The sequence below is a fragment of the Klebsiella scottii genome (assembly GCF_036561945.1).
GTDB classification, from domain to species: domain Bacteria; phylum Pseudomonadota; class Gammaproteobacteria; order Enterobacterales; family Enterobacteriaceae; genus Klebsiella; species Klebsiella scottii.
This window is the reverse complement of sequence record NZ_JARXNI010000020.1, coordinates 1,200,762-1,219,578: the sequence shown is the minus strand read 5'-3', so window position 1 is coordinate 1,219,578 and position 18,817 is coordinate 1,200,762. Positions and strand designations below refer to the sequence as shown.

At 57.8% G+C, this 18,817-nt stretch carries 18 protein-coding genes; 9 read left to right on the top strand and 9 right to left on the bottom strand.

All coding sequences use genetic code 11. From position 1 onward, the window contains the following. Positions 1–24 precede the first annotated feature (24 nt). The 5 genes from ptsP to tal all read left to right on the top strand — a co-directional run bounded on the left by ptsP (position 25) and on the right by tal (position 6,502). Positions 25–2,535: a phosphoenolpyruvate--protein phosphotransferase gene (gene ptsP, locus QFI97_RS13455; RefSeq protein WP_346431357.1), complete on the top strand. Its 2,511-nt coding sequence runs from the start codon at positions 25–27 to the stop codon at positions 2,533–2,535. Positions 2,536–2,596: 61 nt separating this feature from the next. Continuing rightward, on the top strand, positions 2,597–2,917 hold the full coding sequence (locus tag QFI97_RS13450; protein ID WP_095102188.1) for a PTS fructose transporter subunit IIB: 321 nt from the start codon (positions 2,597–2,599) through the stop codon (positions 2,915–2,917). 170 nt (positions 2,918–3,087) lie between these two features. Further along, the gene (locus tag QFI97_RS13445) at positions 3,088–4,191 is read left to right on the top strand and encodes a PTS fructose transporter subunit IIC (protein ID WP_095102186.1); all 1,104 of its coding nucleotides are present in this window, start codon (positions 3,088–3,090) and stop codon (positions 4,189–4,191) included. 9 nt (positions 4,192–4,200) lie between these two features. Then, positions 4,201–5,454 carry a class II D-tagatose-bisphosphate aldolase non-catalytic subunit gene (locus tag QFI97_RS13440; protein WP_095102184.1) on the top strand — a complete coding sequence of 418 codons (1,254 nt, stop codon included), beginning with the start codon at positions 4,201–4,203 and terminating at the stop codon, positions 5,452–5,454. Positions 5,455–5,551: 97 nt separating this feature from the next. Then, positions 5,552–6,502, top strand: coding sequence for a transaldolase (gene tal / locus QFI97_RS13435; protein WP_346431356.1), 951 nt, complete (start codon positions 5,552–5,554; stop codon positions 6,500–6,502). Between the two features lie 94 nt (positions 6,503–6,596). Here the strand turns inward: tal and QFI97_RS13430 are convergent, their stop codons facing one another. The 3 genes from QFI97_RS13430 to QFI97_RS13420 all read right to left on the bottom strand — a co-directional run bounded on the left by QFI97_RS13430 (position 6,597) and on the right by QFI97_RS13420 (position 9,080). Beyond that, complete coding sequence (locus QFI97_RS13430) at positions 6,597–7,415, bottom strand: phytanoyl-CoA dioxygenase family protein (protein ID WP_346431355.1); 819 nt, start codon at positions 7,413–7,415, stop codon at positions 6,597–6,599. 341 nt (positions 7,416–7,756) lie between these two features. Further along, on the bottom strand, positions 7,757–8,671 hold the full coding sequence (locus tag QFI97_RS13425; protein WP_095102178.1) for a LysR family transcriptional regulator: 915 nt from the start codon (positions 8,669–8,671) through the stop codon (positions 7,757–7,759). A gap of 208 nt (positions 8,672–8,879) precedes the next feature. Further along, the gene (locus tag QFI97_RS13420; protein WP_143350188.1) at positions 8,880–9,080 is read right to left on the bottom strand and encodes a hypothetical protein; all 201 of its coding nucleotides are present in this window, start codon (positions 9,078–9,080) and stop codon (positions 8,880–8,882) included. Positions 9,081–9,171: 91 nt separating this feature from the next. On the opposite strand from QFI97_RS13420, the gene QFI97_RS13415 reads away from it, so the two are divergent. From QFI97_RS13415 to QFI97_RS13400, 4 genes are read left to right on the top strand one after another with little or no spacing between them, the layout of a single operon-like run. Then, a complete protein-coding gene (locus tag QFI97_RS13415) occupies positions 9,172–10,692 on the top strand; it encodes an amino acid ABC transporter permease/ATP-binding protein (RefSeq protein ID WP_346431354.1) in 1,521 nt (506 codons plus the stop codon). A gap of 26 nt (positions 10,693–10,718) precedes the next feature. Then, entirely contained in the window at positions 10,719–11,591 is an 873-nt protein-coding gene (locus QFI97_RS13410) for a phytanoyl-CoA dioxygenase family protein (protein WP_346431353.1), read from the top strand. A gap of 26 nt (positions 11,592–11,617) precedes the next feature. Continuing rightward, positions 11,618–12,436: an ABC transporter substrate-binding protein gene (locus tag QFI97_RS13405; protein ID WP_095102304.1), complete on the top strand. Its 819-nt coding sequence runs from the start codon at positions 11,618–11,620 to the stop codon at positions 12,434–12,436. Positions 12,437–12,441: 5 nt separating this feature from the next. After that, entirely contained in the window at positions 12,442–13,173 is a 732-nt protein-coding gene (locus QFI97_RS13400) for a class II aldolase and adducin N-terminal domain-containing protein (RefSeq protein ID WP_346431352.1), read from the top strand. 41 nt (positions 13,174–13,214) lie between these two features. Here the strand turns inward: QFI97_RS13400 and QFI97_RS13395 are convergent, their stop codons facing one another. The 6 genes from QFI97_RS13395 to QFI97_RS13370 form a co-directional block, all read right to left on the bottom strand. Next, complete coding sequence (locus QFI97_RS13395) at positions 13,215–13,700, bottom strand: TlpA family protein disulfide reductase (RefSeq protein WP_346431351.1); 486 nt, start codon at positions 13,698–13,700, stop codon at positions 13,215–13,217. Continuing rightward, positions 13,687–14,382 carry an ABC transporter ATP-binding protein gene (locus QFI97_RS13390; RefSeq protein WP_346431350.1) on the bottom strand — a complete coding sequence of 232 codons (696 nt, stop codon included), beginning with the start codon at positions 14,380–14,382 and terminating at the stop codon, positions 13,687–13,689. Before QFI97_RS13390 ends, QFI97_RS13395 begins: the two co-directional genes overlap by 14 nt. Positions 14,383–14,386: 4 nt before the next feature. Then, positions 14,387–15,517 (bottom strand): ABC transporter permease, encoded by a 1,131-nt coding sequence (locus QFI97_RS13385; protein WP_095102167.1) that lies wholly within the window; start codon positions 15,515–15,517, stop codon positions 14,387–14,389. Then, positions 15,507–16,790 carry an ABC transporter permease gene (locus QFI97_RS13380; protein WP_331833838.1) on the bottom strand — a complete coding sequence of 428 codons (1,284 nt, stop codon included), beginning with the start codon at positions 16,788–16,790 and terminating at the stop codon, positions 15,507–15,509. Before QFI97_RS13380 ends, QFI97_RS13385 begins: the two co-directional genes overlap by 11 nt. A 2-nt stretch (positions 16,791–16,792) precedes the next feature. After that, complete coding sequence (locus tag QFI97_RS13375) at positions 16,793–18,172, bottom strand: Fe-S-containing protein (protein WP_346431349.1); 1,380 nt, start codon at positions 18,170–18,172, stop codon at positions 16,793–16,795. Between the two features lie 110 nt (positions 18,173–18,282). Beyond that, a complete protein-coding gene (locus QFI97_RS13370) occupies positions 18,283–18,810 on the bottom strand; it encodes an iron transporter (RefSeq protein WP_095102161.1) in 528 nt (175 codons plus the stop codon). Positions 18,811–18,817: the final 7 nt, after the last annotated feature.

Below are 18,817 nucleotides of genomic sequence, written 5' to 3'. Positions count from 1 at the left end.
GTTTAAAGATTCTCGGGAGTGATAATGTCACAGGTAATAAATTATCAATGTGAGCTGAAGGACGGCATTCATGCCAGACCGGCGGGGCATATCGAACGGCTGTGTAATACCTTTCAATCTGCGGTAAGCTGGAAAAATATGCGCAGCGGGATTGCCGCCAATGGTAAAAGCGCCCTCGCCATTGTCGCTACTGATACATTATTCAATGACGCCTGCGAAATTACGCTCATCGGTAAAGATGCGCCTGCTGCTGCGCAACGGCTCGGCGCGCTGCTGAAAAAGCTGCCCTCATTCGAAGTCAGCCAGGCGGAAGAAGCTCCGGCATCCACGGGCTATCTCCCGCGCTCCCTGCGGGAAACCCAGCCCAGGTTTATTCAAGGTTCACGCATTAGCGGCGGTGTCGCCATTGCCAGACCGCTGCACATTCAGAGCCTGTCATTAGACGAAATGCTGGCGCTGAATCCCGCCGAAATATATGACAAAGAGTCACAGCAGCGTATTTTCCTGGCAGGTTTGGAAATGCTGCAGCATGACAAACAGGCGGCCCTGGAAATAACTCAAGGCGTTGAGCATGAGATCCTCCAGGCACATTTATCAATCATTACCGACGTAACCTTTCAAAGCCATATTTCCAGCGCAATAGCTGACGGTGAAAACGCCTGGAATGCGGTCATTAAAGCCGCCATAGAATTCAGCGAAATACTTAACCGCTCGTCCAGTAAATACATAAAAGAGAGGACCCTTGATGTCCTCGATATTACCGGGCAGTTGCTCACGGCCATTTATGGTGCGGGCGTATTGCCGCCAAACCGTCTCGAGTTAAGCGAACCGTCAATTATTCTGGCCAATAGCCTGACGCCGAGTCAGTTTCTCGCCATAAATAAATCGTTGCTCGCCGGGATGGTGCTATCCGTCACCGGAAAAACCTCGCATACCGCAATATTGGCGCGTTCCCTGGGGATCCCAACGCTGACGGATATCGATTTTTCAGCCCTCGAGCTGAATGCGGAAAGTGACATCATTATCGACGGTAATCCGGGTATTTTGATTACCGCTGCGGATGAAAAGGTACTGCGCTATTACCGCCATGAAATCGCCGTCCAACGGACCATGCAACAGCAGATGCTGGCTAACGTGCATCTGCCGGCGACGACAAGCGATAACCATCGTATTGAGATAGCCGCCAATATCGCCAGCCTGGCGGAAGCCGAAACCGCGTTTAGCAACGGTGCTGAAGGTATCGGCCTGTTCCGTACCGAAATGTCGTTTATGGATCGGGAAACGCCGCCGAACTATCACGAACTGGCGGAGCTTTACAGCCGGGTGATGCGGCTTGCTGACGGTAAGCCGGTGATATTCCGCACCTTCGATATCGGCGGCGACAAGCCCGTCGACTATATGTGCATCGGTGAAGAAGAAAATCCGTTTCTTGGCTTCCGGGCGGTACGCGCCTACCCGCGCTATCGAGAGCTTTTCGCCATGCAGCTAAAGGCGATTCTTACCGCCTCCGCGCTGGGTGAAGCCAAAATCATGATCCCGATGATCGCTAACGTCGATGAAGTTATCTGGTGTCGCGAAGTGCTGGAAGAGGTGCAGAACGCGATGCGCGCTGAGGGACTGGGGTTCAACGATAAGATTTCGCTCGGCGTGATGCTGGAAGTGCCCTCTGTCATCTTCGCCATCAGCGAAATAGCGGAATACGTCGATTTCTTTAGCGTCGGCAGCAACGATCTGACCCAGTACTTTTTTGCCGCGGACCGCGGCAATACCCAGGTCGAGGCGGTGTATGACAATTATGCCCCGGCATTTCTGCGCGCCATGCGGTTCGCCGCCGATGAAGTTCATCGTGCGGGCAAGTGGATTGGCATCTGCGGCGAACTGGGGGCCAGCAAAGACTTTCTCCCGCTGTTTGCCGGCATGGGCTTCGACGAGCTCAGCATGAGCGGTACCGCCATTCCCGGCGTGAAACATGCGCTACGGGAGCTGGATTTCGCCAAATGCCAAAGGCTGGCGCAGGAGAGCGTGACCTTAAAACGCTCCGCCGCGGTCAAAGCCCTGCTTCGCTCACCGGATGTGAAAGCGGTCAGCACAATGCCGATCTTCGCCCCGGAGTTTATTCTCTTTGGCCTGCAGGCCAGCGATAAAAACGAAGTCATTAAAAAGATGACCGACAATCTCTGGCTGCACCATCGTAGCGATAACCGCGATCGATTAGCCGATGATATCTGGACCCGCGAGGACTCATTTTCCACCGCCGTAGGCTATGGTTTCGCCATTCCGCACACGCGCTCAAACCATATCCGCCACTCTACCATCAGTATGGCGACGCTTGATACCCCCATTATGTGGGGCGATCAGCAGGTCGAAACCGTATTTATGCTGACGGTGAGCCAATCCGCCGATCCTAACGAACACATGAAATATTTCTCTACGCTTGCCCGAAAGCTAATGAAAGAGGATTTCCGCAATGAAATAAAACAGGCCGAAGACGTCACCGTACTCTACAACCTGATGGCAACAACATTAGCCATATGAAATCAGGATTTATTAAGCCACGTTTTAACTTACAGCCAAATATCAAACTCAGGAGTTATTCATGAAAATTGTCGGAGTCGCAGCGTGCATTACCGGAGTCGCCCACACCTATATGGCTCAGGAGGCGATTGAGCAAGAGTGTAAAAAAAGAGGCTATGACGTAAAGGTCGAAACTCAGGGCGGTATGGGGATTGAAAATGAGCTCAGCGAAGACGAAATTGCCGAAGCCGATGTGGTTATTCTGGCGATTGCCATCGGCATCGAGGGCGTCGAACGTTTTGAGGAAAAAGAGGATGCCGGGCGGGTTATTTCACTTAACCCAGCCGAGGTTGTTCGCGATCCGGTTGCGATCATTGATAAAGCCGAAAAATTAGCAAAATAAATCAAAGATCATATTCCTGAGTTATTTCGACACGCGGAATCTGGTGAATAAAAACGTTAATTAATTTTCAGTGAACCCTGCGTTTATATTCCGTGGCGCAAGCGCCCGGGACGACTACGTCCGTATATCGTGGTTATCCAATAAAAGCACAGGGTGTCTGGAGGATAAAAATGTCGGATAAAATGAAAGCCATTAAGGATGATTTAGTCAAAGCGTTCAGCACCGGCGTCTCATATATGATGCCGGTGGTGGTGGTCGGCGGGATTTGTCTGGCGCTGTCCCTGATTGGCGGCGAGCCGGTTGCCGGCAAAGGCATGGTGGTAACCAATCCCTTCTTATTAAACCTTGGCGCTATCGGTAGCGCGGGCCTCGGGATGATGATCCCGGTGCTGGCGGCGTATATCTCCTACTCTATCGCCGGTAAACCGGGGCTCACGCCCGGTTTAATCACCGGTTTTATGGCCAGCACTCCGCTCGGCGCGGACCACGTAGTCACCGGTTTTCTCGGCGCCATGCTGCTCGGGATCCTCAGTGGCTACGTCGCAAAATGGGTTAAAACCTGGAAAGTCGGCAAAGCGCTCATGCCGGTTATGCCGATACTGATTATCCCTATCGTCTCCAGCTGTATCGTCGGCATGCTCTATCTGTACGTGCTGATTGGGCCTATCGGTATCGCCATGAAATGGCTGGTGTCGATGCTCTCTAATATGCAGGGCAGCAGCGGCGTGGTGCTCGGCCTGATTCTCGGCGCTATGGCCGCCTTTGATATGGGCGGTCCGGTCAATAAAACCGCCACCGCATTTACCCTCGCGTTAATGGCCGAAGGTATTTATGGCCCGAACGGCGCTTACCGTATTGCCTGTGCTATTCCCCCACTGGGCATTGCTCTCTCAACGTTTATTTCTCAGCGCAAATGGGCTGAGGATGAAAGAAGAATGGGGACCTCCGCCGCCTTTATGGGATTAATTGGCATTACCGAAGGGGCAATTCCTTTCGCGGTTAAAAACCTTAAAACAGTTCTGCCATCGATTATTATCGGCAGCGCCGTCGGCGCCGGTCTGGCAATGATTCATGGCGTCGAGTCCATGGTGCCCCACGGTGGGTTAATTGCTATCGCCGGCGTCAATAAAGCCCCGCTGTGGTACGTCATTGATATGGCTATCGGCGTGGTTGTCACCGCTCTCTGCCTGCATATTTTGCGTCCCAATATTAGCGAACCGGCAAAGAAAGAGTCCGCTAAAAAAACAATCACTACTGATATGAATAAAGTCTGAGGAGTTATTATGAAAAACACCATGAAACAGTACGTCGATTATATTGTCAACGGCGGGAAATCCACCATGTTGGGTATTGGCCCAATGTCTCCGGCGTTAATTCAGGCATGCTTTGAACTGGGCAAAGAAAAAGATCTGCCGCTGATGTTTATCGCCAGCCGTAACCAGGTCGATGCCGATGAATTTGGTGCCGGTTACGTCAACAACTGGGATCAGTTCCGCTTTGCCGCCGACCTGAAAGCCATGGCGGAAAAAGTCGGCTTTGATGGCGACTATTTCCTCTGTCGCGACCACGGCGGTCCGTGGCAGCGCGATAAAGAGCGTAAAGACCATATTCCGGAAGACGAAGCGATGAAGCTGGCCCGCCGCTCTTATCAGATTGATATGGATGCCGGTTTTGATCTGCTGCATATCGACCCGACCAAAGACCCGTATGTTGTCGGCAAAGTGATTGATATTGAACTGGTCCTCAGCCGTACCGTTGAACTGATTCGCTTCTGTGAAGAGTACCGCAAGGCTAACAGCCTGAAAGAGTTCTTCTATGAAGTCGGCACTGAAGAGACCAACGGCGGCCTGACTGACGTCAACGCCTATGAAGGTTTTATTATCGAGCTCAATAAGCGCCTGGCCGCCGAAGCGCTGCCGCAGCCGCTGTTTATTGTCGGCCAGACCGGTACCCTGACCCGCCTGACTAAAAATGTCGGCCATTTCAACGACAAGCAGTCCGCCGAGCTCTCAGCGATCAGCACCCGTCACGGCGTGGGTTTGAAAGAGCATAACGGCGACTATCTACCGGATGAGATCCTGCTCAAACATCCGGGGCTGGGGATCACGGCGATGAACGTCGCTCCGGCTTACGGCACCATCGAAACCCGCGCGTATCTGAAGCTCGCGGAAGTGGAAAAAGATCTGGCGGCGAAAGGCTTTATCAAGTCGGCCTCTGATTTGAAAACCGTATTGACCCGCGAGTGCGTACTCAGCCACAAATGGGAAAAGTGGATGACCGATGAGCACAAAAATAAATCCGAAGAGCAAATCTTCAGTGAGCCAGAATTGCTGAAAGAGATCCTCGAACTCAGCGGTCATTATAATTATGAAAAACCAGCGGTGGTTAAAGAGATGCGGACCCTGTTTGCCAATCTGCAATCGTTTGGCGTGGAGCCTGAACGTTACGTGGTCAATAAAATTAAAGATATGATCCAGAACGAAGCCGAGTGCTTCAATATGCCCGGCCTGACCACCCGCGTCGCGCAGGCGAAATAACCGTTCAGCCAGCTTAACGCCATGCATCAATAACAAGGAGAGGGCCAGGGTCCCTCCTTGTTATGTCAGTAATCGGATTAAAAAACAGGTAATGGTTATGAATCAGCTTGAACAACTGAAGCAGCGGACAACGATTGTTGCCGACAGTGGGGATATCGACAGCATCATGGCTTATCAGCCCGAGGATGCAACCACAAATCCGTCGCTTATCTACAAAGCGGCACAGCTCGCGCAGTATCAGAAACTGGTGAAAGATGCCGCTGCGGCGGTGAAGTCTCGCCAGGCCGGAAAAACGGTTCTCCCTTCCGACATCGCCGACTATCTCGCGGTCAGCATCGGCGCACTGATCCTGAAAAGCGTGCCCGGGCGTATTTCAACCGAAGTGGATGCCCGCCTCTCTTTTGACACTGACGCCAGCATCAATAAAGCGCGCGATATCATTGCCCTGTACCAGGAGAAAGGCGTCGGCAAAGATCGCGTACTGATTAAGCTAGCCGCCACCTGGCAAGGGATCCGCGCCGCCGAAACGCTGGAAAAAGAGGGGATTCAGTGCAACCTGACGCTGCTTTTCTCCTTTGCCCAGGCCAGAGCGTGCGCCGACGCGGGAGTTTTCCTGATTTCTCCCTTTGTTGGCCGTATCTACGACTGGTACAAGCACAACCATCCGGACACCCTTTTCACTGTCGATAACGATCCGGGCGTTGCGTCGGTACAAAAAATCTATCGTTTCTACAAACAGCACGGATACCGGACGGTGGTGATGGGCGCCAGCTTCCGCACGCCGGAACAGGTACTGGCGCTTAACGGCTGCGACCGCCTGACCGTCTCTCCGGCGCTGCTGGCGCAATTACAGCAAAATGAGGGGCCAGTACCCGCTCCGCTGGCGTATGAAGGTCAGGTTCAGCCCAAACCCGAGGCGATGAGTGAAGCGGAGTTCTACTGGGCGCATCACCAGGATCCGATGGCAGTTGAGAAGCTCGCCGAAGGTATTCGTCTGTTTGCCGCCGATCAAAACAGTCTTGAGACTTTACTCAGTCAGTATATTTAATCGCCAAACGCCGTCAGGCAAAACGATGCTCCCCGCCGCCGGGCGCCCGGTCATTACGACAGCCGGCATCCCGGCTCCGGCAGGGGAGCCTCCGTTACCCCCGCGGCCAGACCTGCGGGAACAGCGGTGAAATCAGCTCGTCGCCATCCTGCAGCGTCAGCTCCGGGAACGGCGGCGAGGTCACGCCCCCGCGGTCAACAAAGGTGGCGTCGTCGCCAACCCAGCGGGCGGAGAAGACCCGTCGCGCCCGCGCCGTGGCGTTACCTCTGGCCCCGTGCACCGTCCGGTAGTGAAAGGCGACCGCATCGCCCGGCTCCAGCGCCCAGCTGACGATATCGTAATCATCCTGACGGGCGTCAATGTCCGGCAGCTCCTTAAAGCGACCGTGCTGGTAGAGCTTCGAGCCGTTGAAGCGGGTCGGGCTGAACTCCTCTCCCCACAGATGGGAGCCGCGGATACAGCGCAGCGAAATCTCCTGAGCGACCGGGTCCAGCGGGATCCAGAAGCTGACGTTCTGCCGCCCCTCAACGCAGTAGTAGGGCTGATCGTGATGCCAGGGGGTCACCGTGCTGCCGCCGGCCGGCTTGACCAGAGTGTGCTCGTGGAAAAATTTCGCCGTTGTTGATTGCATCAGGGCGGCGGCAATTTCCGCCGCCGGCGACTGCCTGACAAACTGCTCAAAATCGGCGATCCGGGACCAGTTGCAGTAATCCTGGAAAAAAGGCGCGGAGCCGTCTTTCGGCACCACCGTTCTGGCGTGCCCGTACTCGCTGGGGTTGGCCATCAGTTCCGCCACGCCGCTCGCCAGGCCGTCGATCCACGGGGTGAACACGCCTTTCAGTAACACCACTCCATCCGTCTGGTAGGTATCGATCGTCTGCCGGTCGATCTGCGGATAACGCTGATTGTGCATAGCTAACCGTCCTGTGCTGGATAAATGATTGAGTTGATGACGCCGGGCGTCAGCGGACTCAGGTTATTTAGCCAGCGTCGAATGGTAAATTATTATAAAACGATCCTCGCAATAGAAATTTATGAGCCTCAGAGCCTGTCCCACCAGGCGTTATTGCTGCTGGCAGTTTGAACACGGCCAGCGCGAAGAAACCGCAGGGTACAGGTAGTACGTGAGGATGGACTCGCCAGGCTCACCCTCCGGGCCGCCCTGAAGGGCGTTCAAAATGACAAATAAAATAGCCTGGAGATAGGCTCTCAGACGCGTGACAATATATATCCTCGCCCCTCGTTAGTGACCGGCTAAACCAGCGCCGGAGTTAACTCAATGCTGCGACAATAGTCCATGAAAAGCTGAGTTGGCCGGGTAGGTTCATTATTGGCGAGGTGCGCCATAATTAATGTCGAGGCCGGCATTTGATCTTCAATATCCAGCTGGACCAGCCGCTCGCCGTCGTAGGTCATATCGCAAAGCGGCCGGGTCACTAATACCGAGAAGCCCAAACCCTGCCCGACCATACAGCGCACCATTTCAATTGACGGGGAGCTATAGGCCACCTGTGGGTGATAGCCCTTCTCTTTAAAAATGGTAATAAAATAGTTTTTACTCGGCACCGCATCGAGCAAAATCATCGGCTCCTGACTTAATTCCTGCAGCGTGACGCTCTTTTTTTGCGCCAGCGGATGGCTGGCCGGTAATAGCGCATAGGGTTTATGCGGGGCATTGAGCATCTCTTTACTGATCGAGTGGCCTAATTCCAGATCGTAAACCAGCGCTAAATCAAAACGCCCGCGATGCAGACCGTGCATTAATTCGTGCTGTTCGCCATCGTAGAGCTGGAGGGTTATTTCGGGATACATCTTTTTAAACCCGGCCACCAGCTTTGGCATATATAGCGGAGCGACGGACTCAAAGCAGCCCACTGAAATAGTGCCGGAAACCAGCTCCTTATCGGCGCGCGAGTTTTGCTCAAACTCGTAGGAGAGGCGCAGCAGCTCCTTGGCCTTCTCATAAAAACGGCGCCCGCAGGGGGTGAGCGAAACGCCCTGCGCGTGGTGGCGAATAAACAGCTGCTGCTCGAAGGTGCCCTCCAGGTTCTTTATCGCAATCGAGATCGACGGCTGGGCAATATGCAGCTGTCGGGAGGCTTCGGCGATGCTTTCGGTCTCCACAACGGTAACAAAGTATTTGAGTTGTTTGAGCGTGAATCGCGTCATAGCCTTACCCTTTATGAAATATTGTTTCTCACAGAAACGGCATAGTTTCCTGATATGCCGATTGCAAGCATCGTGCCACTCCCCGGCTAAGAGACGCTTTCCCCCTGCGGACGAATGGGTTATTCATCGCGCGGAACGGGTACAAATAATTAAAATCATTAACCGTCGGATTAATTGCACCAATATGAATCAGGCTGCACCAAATAAATCATTCACGCGCCCCAGTATCGCGCAACGGCGAATTTAGCCGATGATTCCGTTGACCAATAGCAGCAATTGTTTTTTTAATGTTTAGTTCTTGTTTCGCACTCATTGCTTTAAATTTATTGAAATTAATCTGCCTATATAGTTTTTTTAAACTTAAAGGCCAAAAATTTACTAATTGCCTCACAGCGAAGAGTGCCAGCATAGTGTTATTGCCCGATAAATACTGGCGATGCCCCATTTTAGAACATCGGCATTGCCTTCATGTCCGTTAATTATGGCGAGTGAAATAGCCCATGATGTTTAACTGGAACTACATGTTAAGTCTGCTCAGCGACGCAGATTTTTGGCAGGCCACCTGGACCGTCATTAAATTGAGTCTGCTGACCTGGGGTTGCAGTATTGTGCTGGGCTTTATTCTCGCCCTCGCCAAGCAGTCGCCGCGCAGGCTCTTTAACGTCCCTGCCCGGCTCTATATCTGGCTGTTTCGCAGCCTGCCGCTGCTGGTTCTGCTGATTTTCGTCTATAACCTGCCGCAGGCGGTGCCCTCTTTCGCGGCGGTGCTCAACGATCCTTTCTGGGCCGGCCTGCTGGCGATGGTGCTCAGTGAAGCGGCCTACGTCGCCGAGATCCACCGCGGCGGGCTGCTGTCCATCGCCAAAGGCCAGGCCGAGGCTGCGCGAGCCTTAGGGCTGCGCTATGGCGGCACGCAGTGGCGGGTGATTATTCCCCAGGCGCTGCGGGTGGCGCTGCCGGCGCTGGCCAATGAGTATATTGCTATCGTCAAGCTCAGCTCGCTGGTTTCCGTCATCTCCCTGACCGAGATTTTGATGGTCGGCCAGCGCCTCTATTCGCAAAACTTTTTGGTGATGGAGACTATGGCGGCGGTGGCGTTCTACTACGTGCTGATCGTCACCGTTTTCGACTTCCTGCTGAAACGGCTGGAGAACTATCTCGACGTTACCCAGCGTAAAACGACCCGCCCGGTCGACGCCGACATGCTGGCGCTGGCCACCGCCGCCCGGCCGGCCGCCGGCCGCAGCGCCGTCGATACCCGCCAGCCGGCGCTGCAGGCTTCGAAACTGCATAAGGCCTACAACAACGTGGAGGTGCTGGGCGCCGTCAGCCTGCAGATCCAGCCCGGGGAAGTGGTATCGGTGATCGGCCCTTCCGGCTCCGGCAAAACCACGCTCATTCGCCTGCTCAACGGCCTGGAGCAGATCGACAACGGCGAGATCCGCATCAACGGCCAGCCGTTTATTCACCTCGATCGCCAGGGCATGCAGAAGCCGCGCTTTATGGAGAACGCCGAGCACCGGCTGAATATTGGCATGGTCTTTCAGAGCTTCAACCTGTTCCCCCACCTGACCGTGTTCGGCAACCTGCTGCTGGCCCCGCGCTATCACCGGCTGGCGGCGGAGGCGGAGCTCAGGCAGCGCGCCTGTGAACTGCTGCATAAGGTCGGCATGCTCGAACACGCGTGGAAGTACCCGCACCAGCTTTCCGGCGGCCAGCAGCAGCGGGTGGCTATCGCCCGCGCCCTGATGATGCGCCCGCAAATCATGCTGTTTGATGAACCGACCTCCGCGCTGGACCCGGAAAAGGTCAACGAAGTGCTCCAGGTTATCGAATCGCTGGCTGATGAGGGCATCACGATGGTTATCGTGACGCACGAGATGAATTTTGCTTTCAAAGTTTCTGACCGAATTGTCTTTATGGAAAAAGGGCGCGTGGTTTGCGACGACACGCCTCAGTCGATGCGCGACGGCAATCACCCGCGCGTTGACGCCTTCCTGAAAGACGTCTCTCTGGCTTAACCGCTCCGTTTGTGAAAGGAAAAAATATGATCGCGCAGTGGCAAATCGAACAGTTTCATCAGCAGGGTTTTCTGGTGATTGAGGGGGTGCTTTCCCCCTCGGAGATCGCCGAGCTTCAGCAGGATTTTGACGGTTGGGTAGACGAAAGCCGTCATCACGGCGACGCCTGGGGAGAGACCGAGGACGGCCGCCCGCGCTTCGACCTCGAAAGCGATCATCGCCCCGATCATCCGTCGCTGCGCCGCGTCAGCTCGCCGACGGAGATCTCCGCGGCCTACCGGCGCGCCGCGCTGGATTCACGGATGGCGGCCATTGCCGCGCAGCTTATCGGCGGCAGCGGCACCCGCTTTCATCACAGCAAAATTAACTCCAAGCTGCCGCATACCGCCACCCAGGTGAAATGGCATCAGGATTTTCTGTTCACGCCGCACAGCAACGACGACATTATCACCGCCCTGCTGATGGTCAGCGACGTGACGCCGGAGAACGGCCCGCTGAACGTGGTGCCGGGAAGTCATAAGGGGCCGCTGTGGTCGCACTGGCAGGAGTCGCGGTTTACCGGCGCGGTCGATGACGAGGTGGTGGCGACCCACTGTCAGCAGCCCGAGGCCTGCTTTGGCCCGTCCGGCTCGGTGTGCTTTATGCACACCCGACTGCTCCACGCCTCCAGCCCCAATGAAACCGATCTGCCGCGCACCCTGTTTATCAGCGTTTACGCCGCCGAAGACGCCCTGCCGTTCGGCGATAATCCGCTGCCCTGCGTCCACGCCGGACAGATGGTCGCCGGCGTAGAAAGCGGGCTGGTACGCAGCGTCGCCAACCATGTCCGTCTGCCGCAGAAACCGCGCGGCGCCTCGTTCTTCGTACAGCAGGCCGGAAACGACCTTGCCAGCATGTGATTGCCCCCCACTTTGGAGATATGTTTATGAAACGCTTAAATACCCTGCTCCTCTGCACCGTTGGCGCTCTGAGCGCGGCTAGCGCCCAGGCGGCCTTTCAGCAGCCGGGAAAAATCATTGCCGGTTCGGATATGACCTTTTTCCCCTACGAATACATTGAAAACAACAAGCCCACCGGTTTTGATATCGAGTTTCTCGCCGGGATTGCCAAAACGATGGGCCGCGAGGCGGTCAACCTTGATACCCGCTTCCCGAATCTGATCCCCGGACTGCAGGGCGGACGCTTCGATATCACCAACTCGTCGATGTATATCACCGCCGAACGGCTGAAGGTTATCGATATGGTTCCGTACCTGAAAAGCGGCGAGTCGATACTGGCCCTGAAGGGCGCCAGCTATCAGCCGAAGACGCCGGAAGAGTTTTGCGGCCATAAGATTGGCTCGATGGGCGCCACCTCGTGGCTGGCGCAGCTGCAAAAGCTGTCCGCCGACTACTGCGTGAAAAAAGGGCTGCCGCCGATTGCGCTCAGCGAATACGCCACCGATCCGCAAACCACCCAGGCGCTGCTGTCGCGGGCGGTGGAGGCGCAGATCACCGATGCGGCGGTGGCGCGCGGCGTGGTCGACAAGCTGGGCGATCGGATCGCCATCTCTTCCACGACGCTGATCTACCCGGTACTCAACGGCTTTGGGGTGAAAAAAGGCAACAGCGAAGTGAAGACCGCGCTTGAAGAGGGGCTGAAGAAGTTCAGCGCCACGCCGGAGTATGCCGCCCTGCTGAAAAAGTATAACTTCCAGCCGCCGACGGCGGCAGACCTCAACGACCTGATGCCGAAAGTGGAATAACGCCCGTGGCCTACTCTCTTGAAGAACAAACGCGTATCGACCTGGCGGCGACGCTGCGCATTGTTGCCCACCTCGGCATGCACGAGGCGGTCGCCAACCACTTTAGCGCCGCCCTGTCGCCGGACGGCAAAACGTTCCTGCTTAACCCGAAGTGGCGGCACTTCTCACGCATTCGCGCCAGCGATCTGCTGCTGCTGAACGCCGATGATGAAGATAACGCCCACCGCGCGGACGTTGACGCGACGGCATGGGCTATCCACGGGCAGATTCACCAGCGGCTGCCGCAGGCCCGGGCGGTGCTGCATCTGCATCCGGTGTATGCCACCAGCGTCGCCTGCCTCGAGCAGCCGCAGATCCTGCCGATCGATCAAAACACCGCGCGCTACTTTCAGCGCGTGGCGGTCGATACGCTGTACGGCGGGATGGCGGATACCGCCGCAGAAGGGGCGCGGCTGGCGGGGCTGCTGGCGGATAAACGCCGTCTGCTGATGGGCAATCACGGGGTGCTGGTGACCGCCGGCTCCATCGGCGAGGCGTTTGACGATATCTGGACCCTCGAGCGAGCCTGCCAGATTCTGGTCACCGCCTGGTCAACCGGCCGGCCGCTGAAGGTTCTGTCCGACGAGGTGGCGGAGAAAACCGCCGCCGACTGGGAAAAAATTACCGACTTTTCCCATCAGCATTTTGAGGAAATGAAACAGCTGATGATCGACGCCGATCCTTCGCTGCTTGACTAAACTGCGCCAGGCTTACCCCGGGCAAGTCCCGGGGGAGCCGCTTAGCGCTGCGCCAGCTGGCTGAATACCGCCTGCAGCTCCTCCGGTTTACGCCAGCCCTGATGCAGATCCACCACCCGCCCGCGGCTATCAATCAGCACCGACGTCGGGGTGCCGATAACCTGATAGCGCTCCTGGGTTATTTTCAGCCGATCGCGCAGCACCGGATAGCTGATCCCGTGCTTTACCAGCAGCGGCGCGATCTCTACGCTGTCGGGATCGGTATTCACCCCCACCACCACCACTTTATCCGGCCAGCGCTGGCTGAGCGCCTGCAGGGTATCCATCTCCGCCAGGCAGCCGCCGCAGCCGGCGGACCAGAAATTAAGATAGATAGCCTTGCCGCGCCAGCGTTCAAGGCTGGCCGCATTATCCTGAAGATCGAAGGCCGCCAGCGCGGGCGCCGCCTCGCCGCGCGCCAGCTTCTCCTCTTTGCAGCCGACCAGCAGCGTCAGCAGCAGCATGATAATCACCTTAGGCATGCGCATGATGGTTCACCTCTTCGCCCAGATACCTGCCGTGCTGCAGCCGCACGATACGGTCGGCAAACTGCCCCAGCGCCGGGTTGTGGGTCACCATCACCACGGTGCGCCCCTGCCGGTGCAGATCGGTCAGCAGATCCAGCACCCGCTGCTCGTTTTCTTCATCGAGGTTGCCGGTGGGCTCATCGGCAAAAATGACCGGCGGCTCGTTGACCAGCGCCCGGGCGATGCAGACGCGCTGCTGTTCGCCGCCCGAAAGCTGGCTCGGCAGATGGGTCATGCGGTGCTCAAGGCCGACCTGTGCCAGTACCGCCCGGGCGGCGGCTTCGTCAACCACGCTGTGGTAGTGCTGCGCCAGCATGATATTTTCCAGCGCCGTCAGAAACGGGATCAGGTGAAACTGCTGGAAAACGAGGCCAATTTTCTGCGCGCGAAAGGCGCGGCGCGCCTCTTCGTCCAGCGCCGCCGCGTCGGTGCCGTCGAGGATAACCTGGCCTTCGCTGGCGGTATCAAGGCAGGTAAGAATGTTCATCAGCGTCGTTTTCCCGGAACCGGAAGCGCCCATAATGGCGACGAACTCCCCGCGGGCGATGCACAGATTAATATCCTCCAGCGCGGTGACCTCGCCAAATCGCTTATATAAATGACGGGTCTCAATTGCCATCTGACGCAAGGGCGTGACGGTCATGGCGTTACTCTCCTTTCAACACTTTCGCCGGTTCAACGCTTACCGCGCGCCGCACCGGAACAATGGCCGCCAGCGCGGCGACCAGTAAAGACAGCGCCAGGGTAATCGGCAGCACCGGCAGGCGCAGCGAGATACTGGCATTAAATACCGTCATTCCCAGCAGCTGCGCCAGCAGATAGCCGAGCACCCAGCCGCAAACCACCGCCGCAAGGGTGATAATGCTGGTTTCCAGCAGCATCTGGCGGATGATATCGCCGTTGCTGGCGCCCAGCGCCTTTTGCAAGGCAAACTCGCGGGCGCGTTCGCCAACGATCGCCATCAGCGTGGTGTTTACGCACAGCGATGACAGCGCGAGGATAACGAGCGATACCAGCCCCATCAGCCCCTTGATTTTATCCAGCACCTGGCCTTCGGAGGCCGAAACCTTGCGCACCGGGCGGATTTCAAGATCGGGGTACTGCTGCTGCAGCTGGCCGGCGTAGCGATCCACCTGGCCGAGATCGTTGCTGACGCTCAGCAGGCCGTGGCTGATAACGCCGGGTTTATTCAGCCAGCCCTGCGCGACGTCGAGGCTAACAATCAGCATATTATCGGTGGCGTCTCCGGCCTCCACGATGCCTTTGACCAGCAGCTTTTTGCGCTGATTACCCGCCACCAGCGTCAGGCTATCGCCGAGGTGCAGATCCAGGCGCTGCGCCAGCTTGACGCCGATCATTGCATTGCGATCGTCAAAGCTGACGCCGATCCAGCTGCCGCTCACCTGCCAGTACGGCACCAGCTTTTGCAGCGACTCGAACCACACGCCGACCATCACCACCTTTTCCAGCTCGGTACGCGCCGTGCCGTACAGCCACGGGCTGGCGCCGTGAATAAGCCCCGGCGGCGCGGCGTCGAGAATCGCCTGCAGCTCGGGCTGCGGCATGCTGGTGCCGTGCCCGGGGCCAATATAGAAATTGGCGCCGAAGGTGCGCAGCTCTTCGCTCATTTTGCTATTAATGTCGAACCACACGGCGGAGAGCGCCGTTACGATGGTCGCCCCCACCGCCAGCGCGGCAAACACCACGCTAACCCGCTGTAAGCGCAGGCGCAGCGCCCGCAGCACCAGCAGCCACAGCATGTCGCGCTTAGCGGCCATACAGCACCTCCACGGGATAAAGACGGGCAATGCGCCGCGCCGGGAACCAGGTGCCGATTAACGAAATCAGCACCGCAATCACCAGCACGCAGGGGACCACCACCCAGGCAAAATTAAGCGGTGTCGCGAACAGCATCAGGCCAATCACCTTCGCCAGCCCCCATCCCGCCATGCAGCCAAACGCTCCGCCCACCAGGCCGCCGAGCGCCGCCTCAAGGTAAAACAGCAGCAGGATTTGCCACTGCCGCGCGCCCAGCGCTTTCATCAGGCCGATCTCTTTCGCCCGCTCCATAATGGTGCTGGTCATCAGCGAGGCGATCCCCATCGCGGCGGCGGCCAGCGCCGCCAGGGTCACGACGGCCATCAGCAGCTGAATTTTATCGATAACCACCCCTTCTGAGGCGGCAACCTGCCAGACCGGGCGCACCTGCGCGCCGGAGATCGCCTCCTCCAGCTGATGGGCAATGGAAGAGACGTAGGCCGTGCAGTACCACAGGTCATACTCCTCGGCATTCAGCGCTTCCAGATCCTCGCGCGCCCGGCGCGAAAGCTCGTTCTCCGGCACCGTCAGCGCCGACACGCGGATCGCCTGCACTTTCCCCGGCAGGCCCAGCAGCTGCTGAACGACGCCCAGCGGCATCACCAGCTGGTTATCTTCATCGCCGCCGCTGGATAAAATGCCGCTAACCTCGACGGTCAGATCGCGCTCCGCAGTCCGCAGCGTCAGGCGGTCGCCCGGCTTCCAGCCGGAGCTGCGCGCCAGCGCGTGGCCGACCAGCGCCTGCGGCAGCGGGCCCGGCGGCTCCTGCGGCCACTCGCCGGCGACCTGCCAGTACGGGCTGACCGTACGCTGCCCGGTTTGGTAGCCCTCTTCATCCGGTATCGCCACCGGCTGGCTGAAGAAGGTCCCCAGAACCCGAATATCCCGACCGTTGACCTGCACCTCGCCGCCGAGCATCGGGGCGAAGCCGACGATATTATTGCGCCAGAAGATATCTTTAATATTGGGCAGCTCGGATTGGTCAAGGAAGTCATCGCTGGCCAGCGGGTTGCTTTGCTCGCTGAACAGCGCCGGCAGCGCGGCCTGCCCCGCCGGTTCAATCAGGATATTAGCGCCGTAGGATTTCAGCTCGCGCGACATCTTATCGCCGATGTCGATAGAGACCGCCAGCAGCGCCGAAATCAGGCTGGCGGCGAGAAAAACGGTCAGCACCGCCAGCGCTTTTCGCCGCAGGTTGCGTCCCCATGAGCGGTAGATCATTCGCCACAGCATCGCTACTCCTCCTTCACCGCGTCGGCAACGAACTGCTCCGGCGCCTGACGAAAACGATCATAGTTGGCTTCGGAGGCGAAGAACCAGGTCTTACCGCCATAGCTATATTTAAAGTCGGCCGCGGTATTGGTCAGGCTTGAGCCGTCCACCGGGTCGGTAACCTTGATGGTCAGCACCGTCGAGAAGTAATTGACCCCTGTCGCCAGCGCGCTGCCGGGGATCGTCAGCTCGGTTTCATCGTTGCGCCAGCCGTCGATCGGCACCGGATTGCAGCCGCCGGGTTTGCCAATCGACGGGATAAAAATGTGCACCCCGCAGGCGACGCAAATCACCTGGTTGCCTTCCATCACGTACCCCTGATCGCCGCACAGCAGGCAGGCGTCGAACACCACGCCCAGGCGCAGCTTGTCGGGATAGCGGTTGATCACAAAAAAGCGCACCGCTTTACCGTCGTCTGCCACCCAGACGAAGCGATGCAGCTTCCCGTCGCGGACCTGCTCCAGCGGAATATGCACCTGCCCGTCGGCGGCGAGCGTCACCGGCTGCGCTTCGGATAAGCGCGGCGGCTGCGAGGCCACCAGATCCCACCACAGCTGGCCGCCGATAATCACCAGCGCGCAGGCGACGGTGGTTAACCACAGGCGGCTGGCTCCCCGGCGTTCGGCGAGCGCCAGCCGGCGGTCAATCGGCCGTTCGGCGGCCTTCACCGCCCGGGCATAGCCGCGCATCGCCGGGAGCCAGAGCAGGCTCATCAGCAGCAGTATTGCGCCGGCGGCCCAGCTATAGAGCGCGGCATTATTGGTCACTTTGGCGACAAAGCTCAGCAGCGGCTTCAGCAGCGGCACCACCTGCAGCTTCATCAGCAGCAGCAGAAGCGTTCCGCTGAGCGGAAGCCACAGCAGAACCATCAGCAGCAGGGTCAGCGGCCAGTACAGCCAGCGCATCCGCCGCAGAAGCATCGCGCAGAGCGCGGCGGCGAGGCAGAGCGTTGCCAGCGCGAGGACGATCGCCGTCAGGTTCAGCAACAGATCGGTATTGAGGACGTGAGTTGAGGTCAGGCCGGTCAGGTTCGGGTCAAGCCCCCAGCGGCGGGCGGCGCCGGCAACAAGGACCCCCTGCCACAGGTAGCGAACCCGCTGCGATGCCCACCAGAAGCTGAGCAAAAACAGCAGCGAAAGCAGAATTTCAGCGCCGACGATGATCAGCTGCAGCGACTGGCTACCGCGAACGTAGAGCCCCGCCAGCAGGCCTGCAGCCAGCGCCGCGAGCAGCGTCCAGGCGAGCGGGCGCAGCGCGGGAGCGTCGCCGCGTCCCCAGAGCGCAGCGGACAGAAGCGCAATGCAGAAAAAGACCTGTAGCGTCGAGACGAAAAAATAGCTCATGACTTCAACTCTGTACGGCAGATAAATAACATGCCGCAGGATGACCGGCGGGCCATCCTGCGTAACAACGGCGGCGTCTTTCGCCGCGGACAGGCAGATACGCCAGGCGCTTAGTTCAGGCCGACGTATTTAAACTCATAGCTGACGTCAAACGGTTTCCACCAGCGGCCGACGCCGGTTTCGCTATCGGTATGGCGGTGCATCCCGGCTTTTGACGGCGGGTCGATGTGGTAGGTCACTTTATAGTTACCAACGCCCATCATTTTAATATTGGCGCCGTAGTGCGGGCCGTCGCTGGCCACCATCGGCATAAAGGTACCTTCCTGCTTCTCGCCGGTGTCGCTGTTAACCAGGGTGTAGGCGATGGTCAGATAGGGGATCCATTCGCCCGCGCCAAAGCCGTTCTTGCCCCCTTCCACCGCATGGATGTCGGCTTCCAGATGAATATCCGACTTCGCCGCCGGCAGCCCCATGCCGCGAGGCTCCATATCGATCGGCTGGAGATAGACCGCCGCAATCTCCATCTCATTCATGGTCACCGGTTCCCCCGCCGGATATTCCTTAAAGGCCAGCGCCGCCGGGGCGGTAAAAATGCTGGCAACGGTGGCGCTGATAATCAGGGTCTGTTTAAAGGTCATCTGGCAC

Coding starts and splice junctions, on each gene's coding strand:
- ptsP (WP_346431357.1), top strand. CDS start 25: ATGTCACAGGTAATAAATTATCAATGTGAGCTGAAGGACGGCATTCAT.
- QFI97_RS13450 (WP_095102188.1), top strand. CDS start 2,597: ATGAAAATTGTCGGAGTCGCAGCGTGCATTACCGGAGTCGCCCACACC.
- QFI97_RS13405 (WP_095102304.1), top strand. CDS start 11,618: ATGAAACGCTTAAATACCCTGCTCCTCTGCACCGTTGGCGCTCTGAGC.
- QFI97_RS13445 (WP_095102186.1), top strand. CDS start 3,088: ATGTCGGATAAAATGAAAGCCATTAAGGATGATTTAGTCAAAGCGTTC.
- tal (WP_346431356.1), top strand. CDS start 5,552: ATGAATCAGCTTGAACAACTGAAGCAGCGGACAACGATTGTTGCCGAC.
- QFI97_RS13395 (WP_346431351.1), bottom strand. CDS start 13,700: ATGCGCATGCCTAAGGTGATTATCATGCTGCTGCTGACGCTGCTGGTC.
- QFI97_RS13440 (WP_095102184.1), top strand. CDS start 4,201: ATGAAAAACACCATGAAACAGTACGTCGATTATATTGTCAACGGCGGG.
- QFI97_RS13380 (WP_331833838.1), bottom strand. CDS start 16,790: ATGCTGTGGCGAATGATCTACCGCTCATGGGGACGCAACCTGCGGCGA.
- QFI97_RS13425 (WP_095102178.1), bottom strand. CDS start 8,671: ATGACGCGATTCACGCTCAAACAACTCAAATACTTTGTTACCGTTGTG.
- QFI97_RS13415 (WP_346431354.1), top strand. CDS start 9,172: ATGATGTTTAACTGGAACTACATGTTAAGTCTGCTCAGCGACGCAGAT.
- QFI97_RS13370 (WP_095102161.1), bottom strand. CDS start 18,810: ATGACCTTTAAACAGACCCTGATTATCAGCGCCACCGTTGCCAGCATT.
- QFI97_RS13390 (WP_346431350.1), bottom strand. CDS start 14,382: ATGACCGTCACGCCCTTGCGTCAGATGGCAATTGAGACCCGTCATTTA.
- QFI97_RS13410 (WP_346431353.1), top strand. CDS start 10,719: ATGATCGCGCAGTGGCAAATCGAACAGTTTCATCAGCAGGGTTTTCTG.
- QFI97_RS13420 (WP_143350188.1), bottom strand. CDS start 9,080: ATGCTGGCACTCTTCGCTGTGAGGCAATTAGTAAATTTTTGGCCTTTA.
- QFI97_RS13430 (WP_346431355.1), bottom strand. CDS start 7,415: ATGCACAATCAGCGTTATCCGCAGATCGACCGGCAGACGATCGATACC.
- QFI97_RS13375 (WP_346431349.1), bottom strand. CDS start 18,172: ATGAGCTATTTTTTCGTCTCGACGCTACAGGTCTTTTTCTGCATTGCG.
- QFI97_RS13385 (WP_095102167.1), bottom strand. CDS start 15,517: ATGGCCGCTAAGCGCGACATGCTGTGGCTGCTGGTGCTGCGGGCGCTG.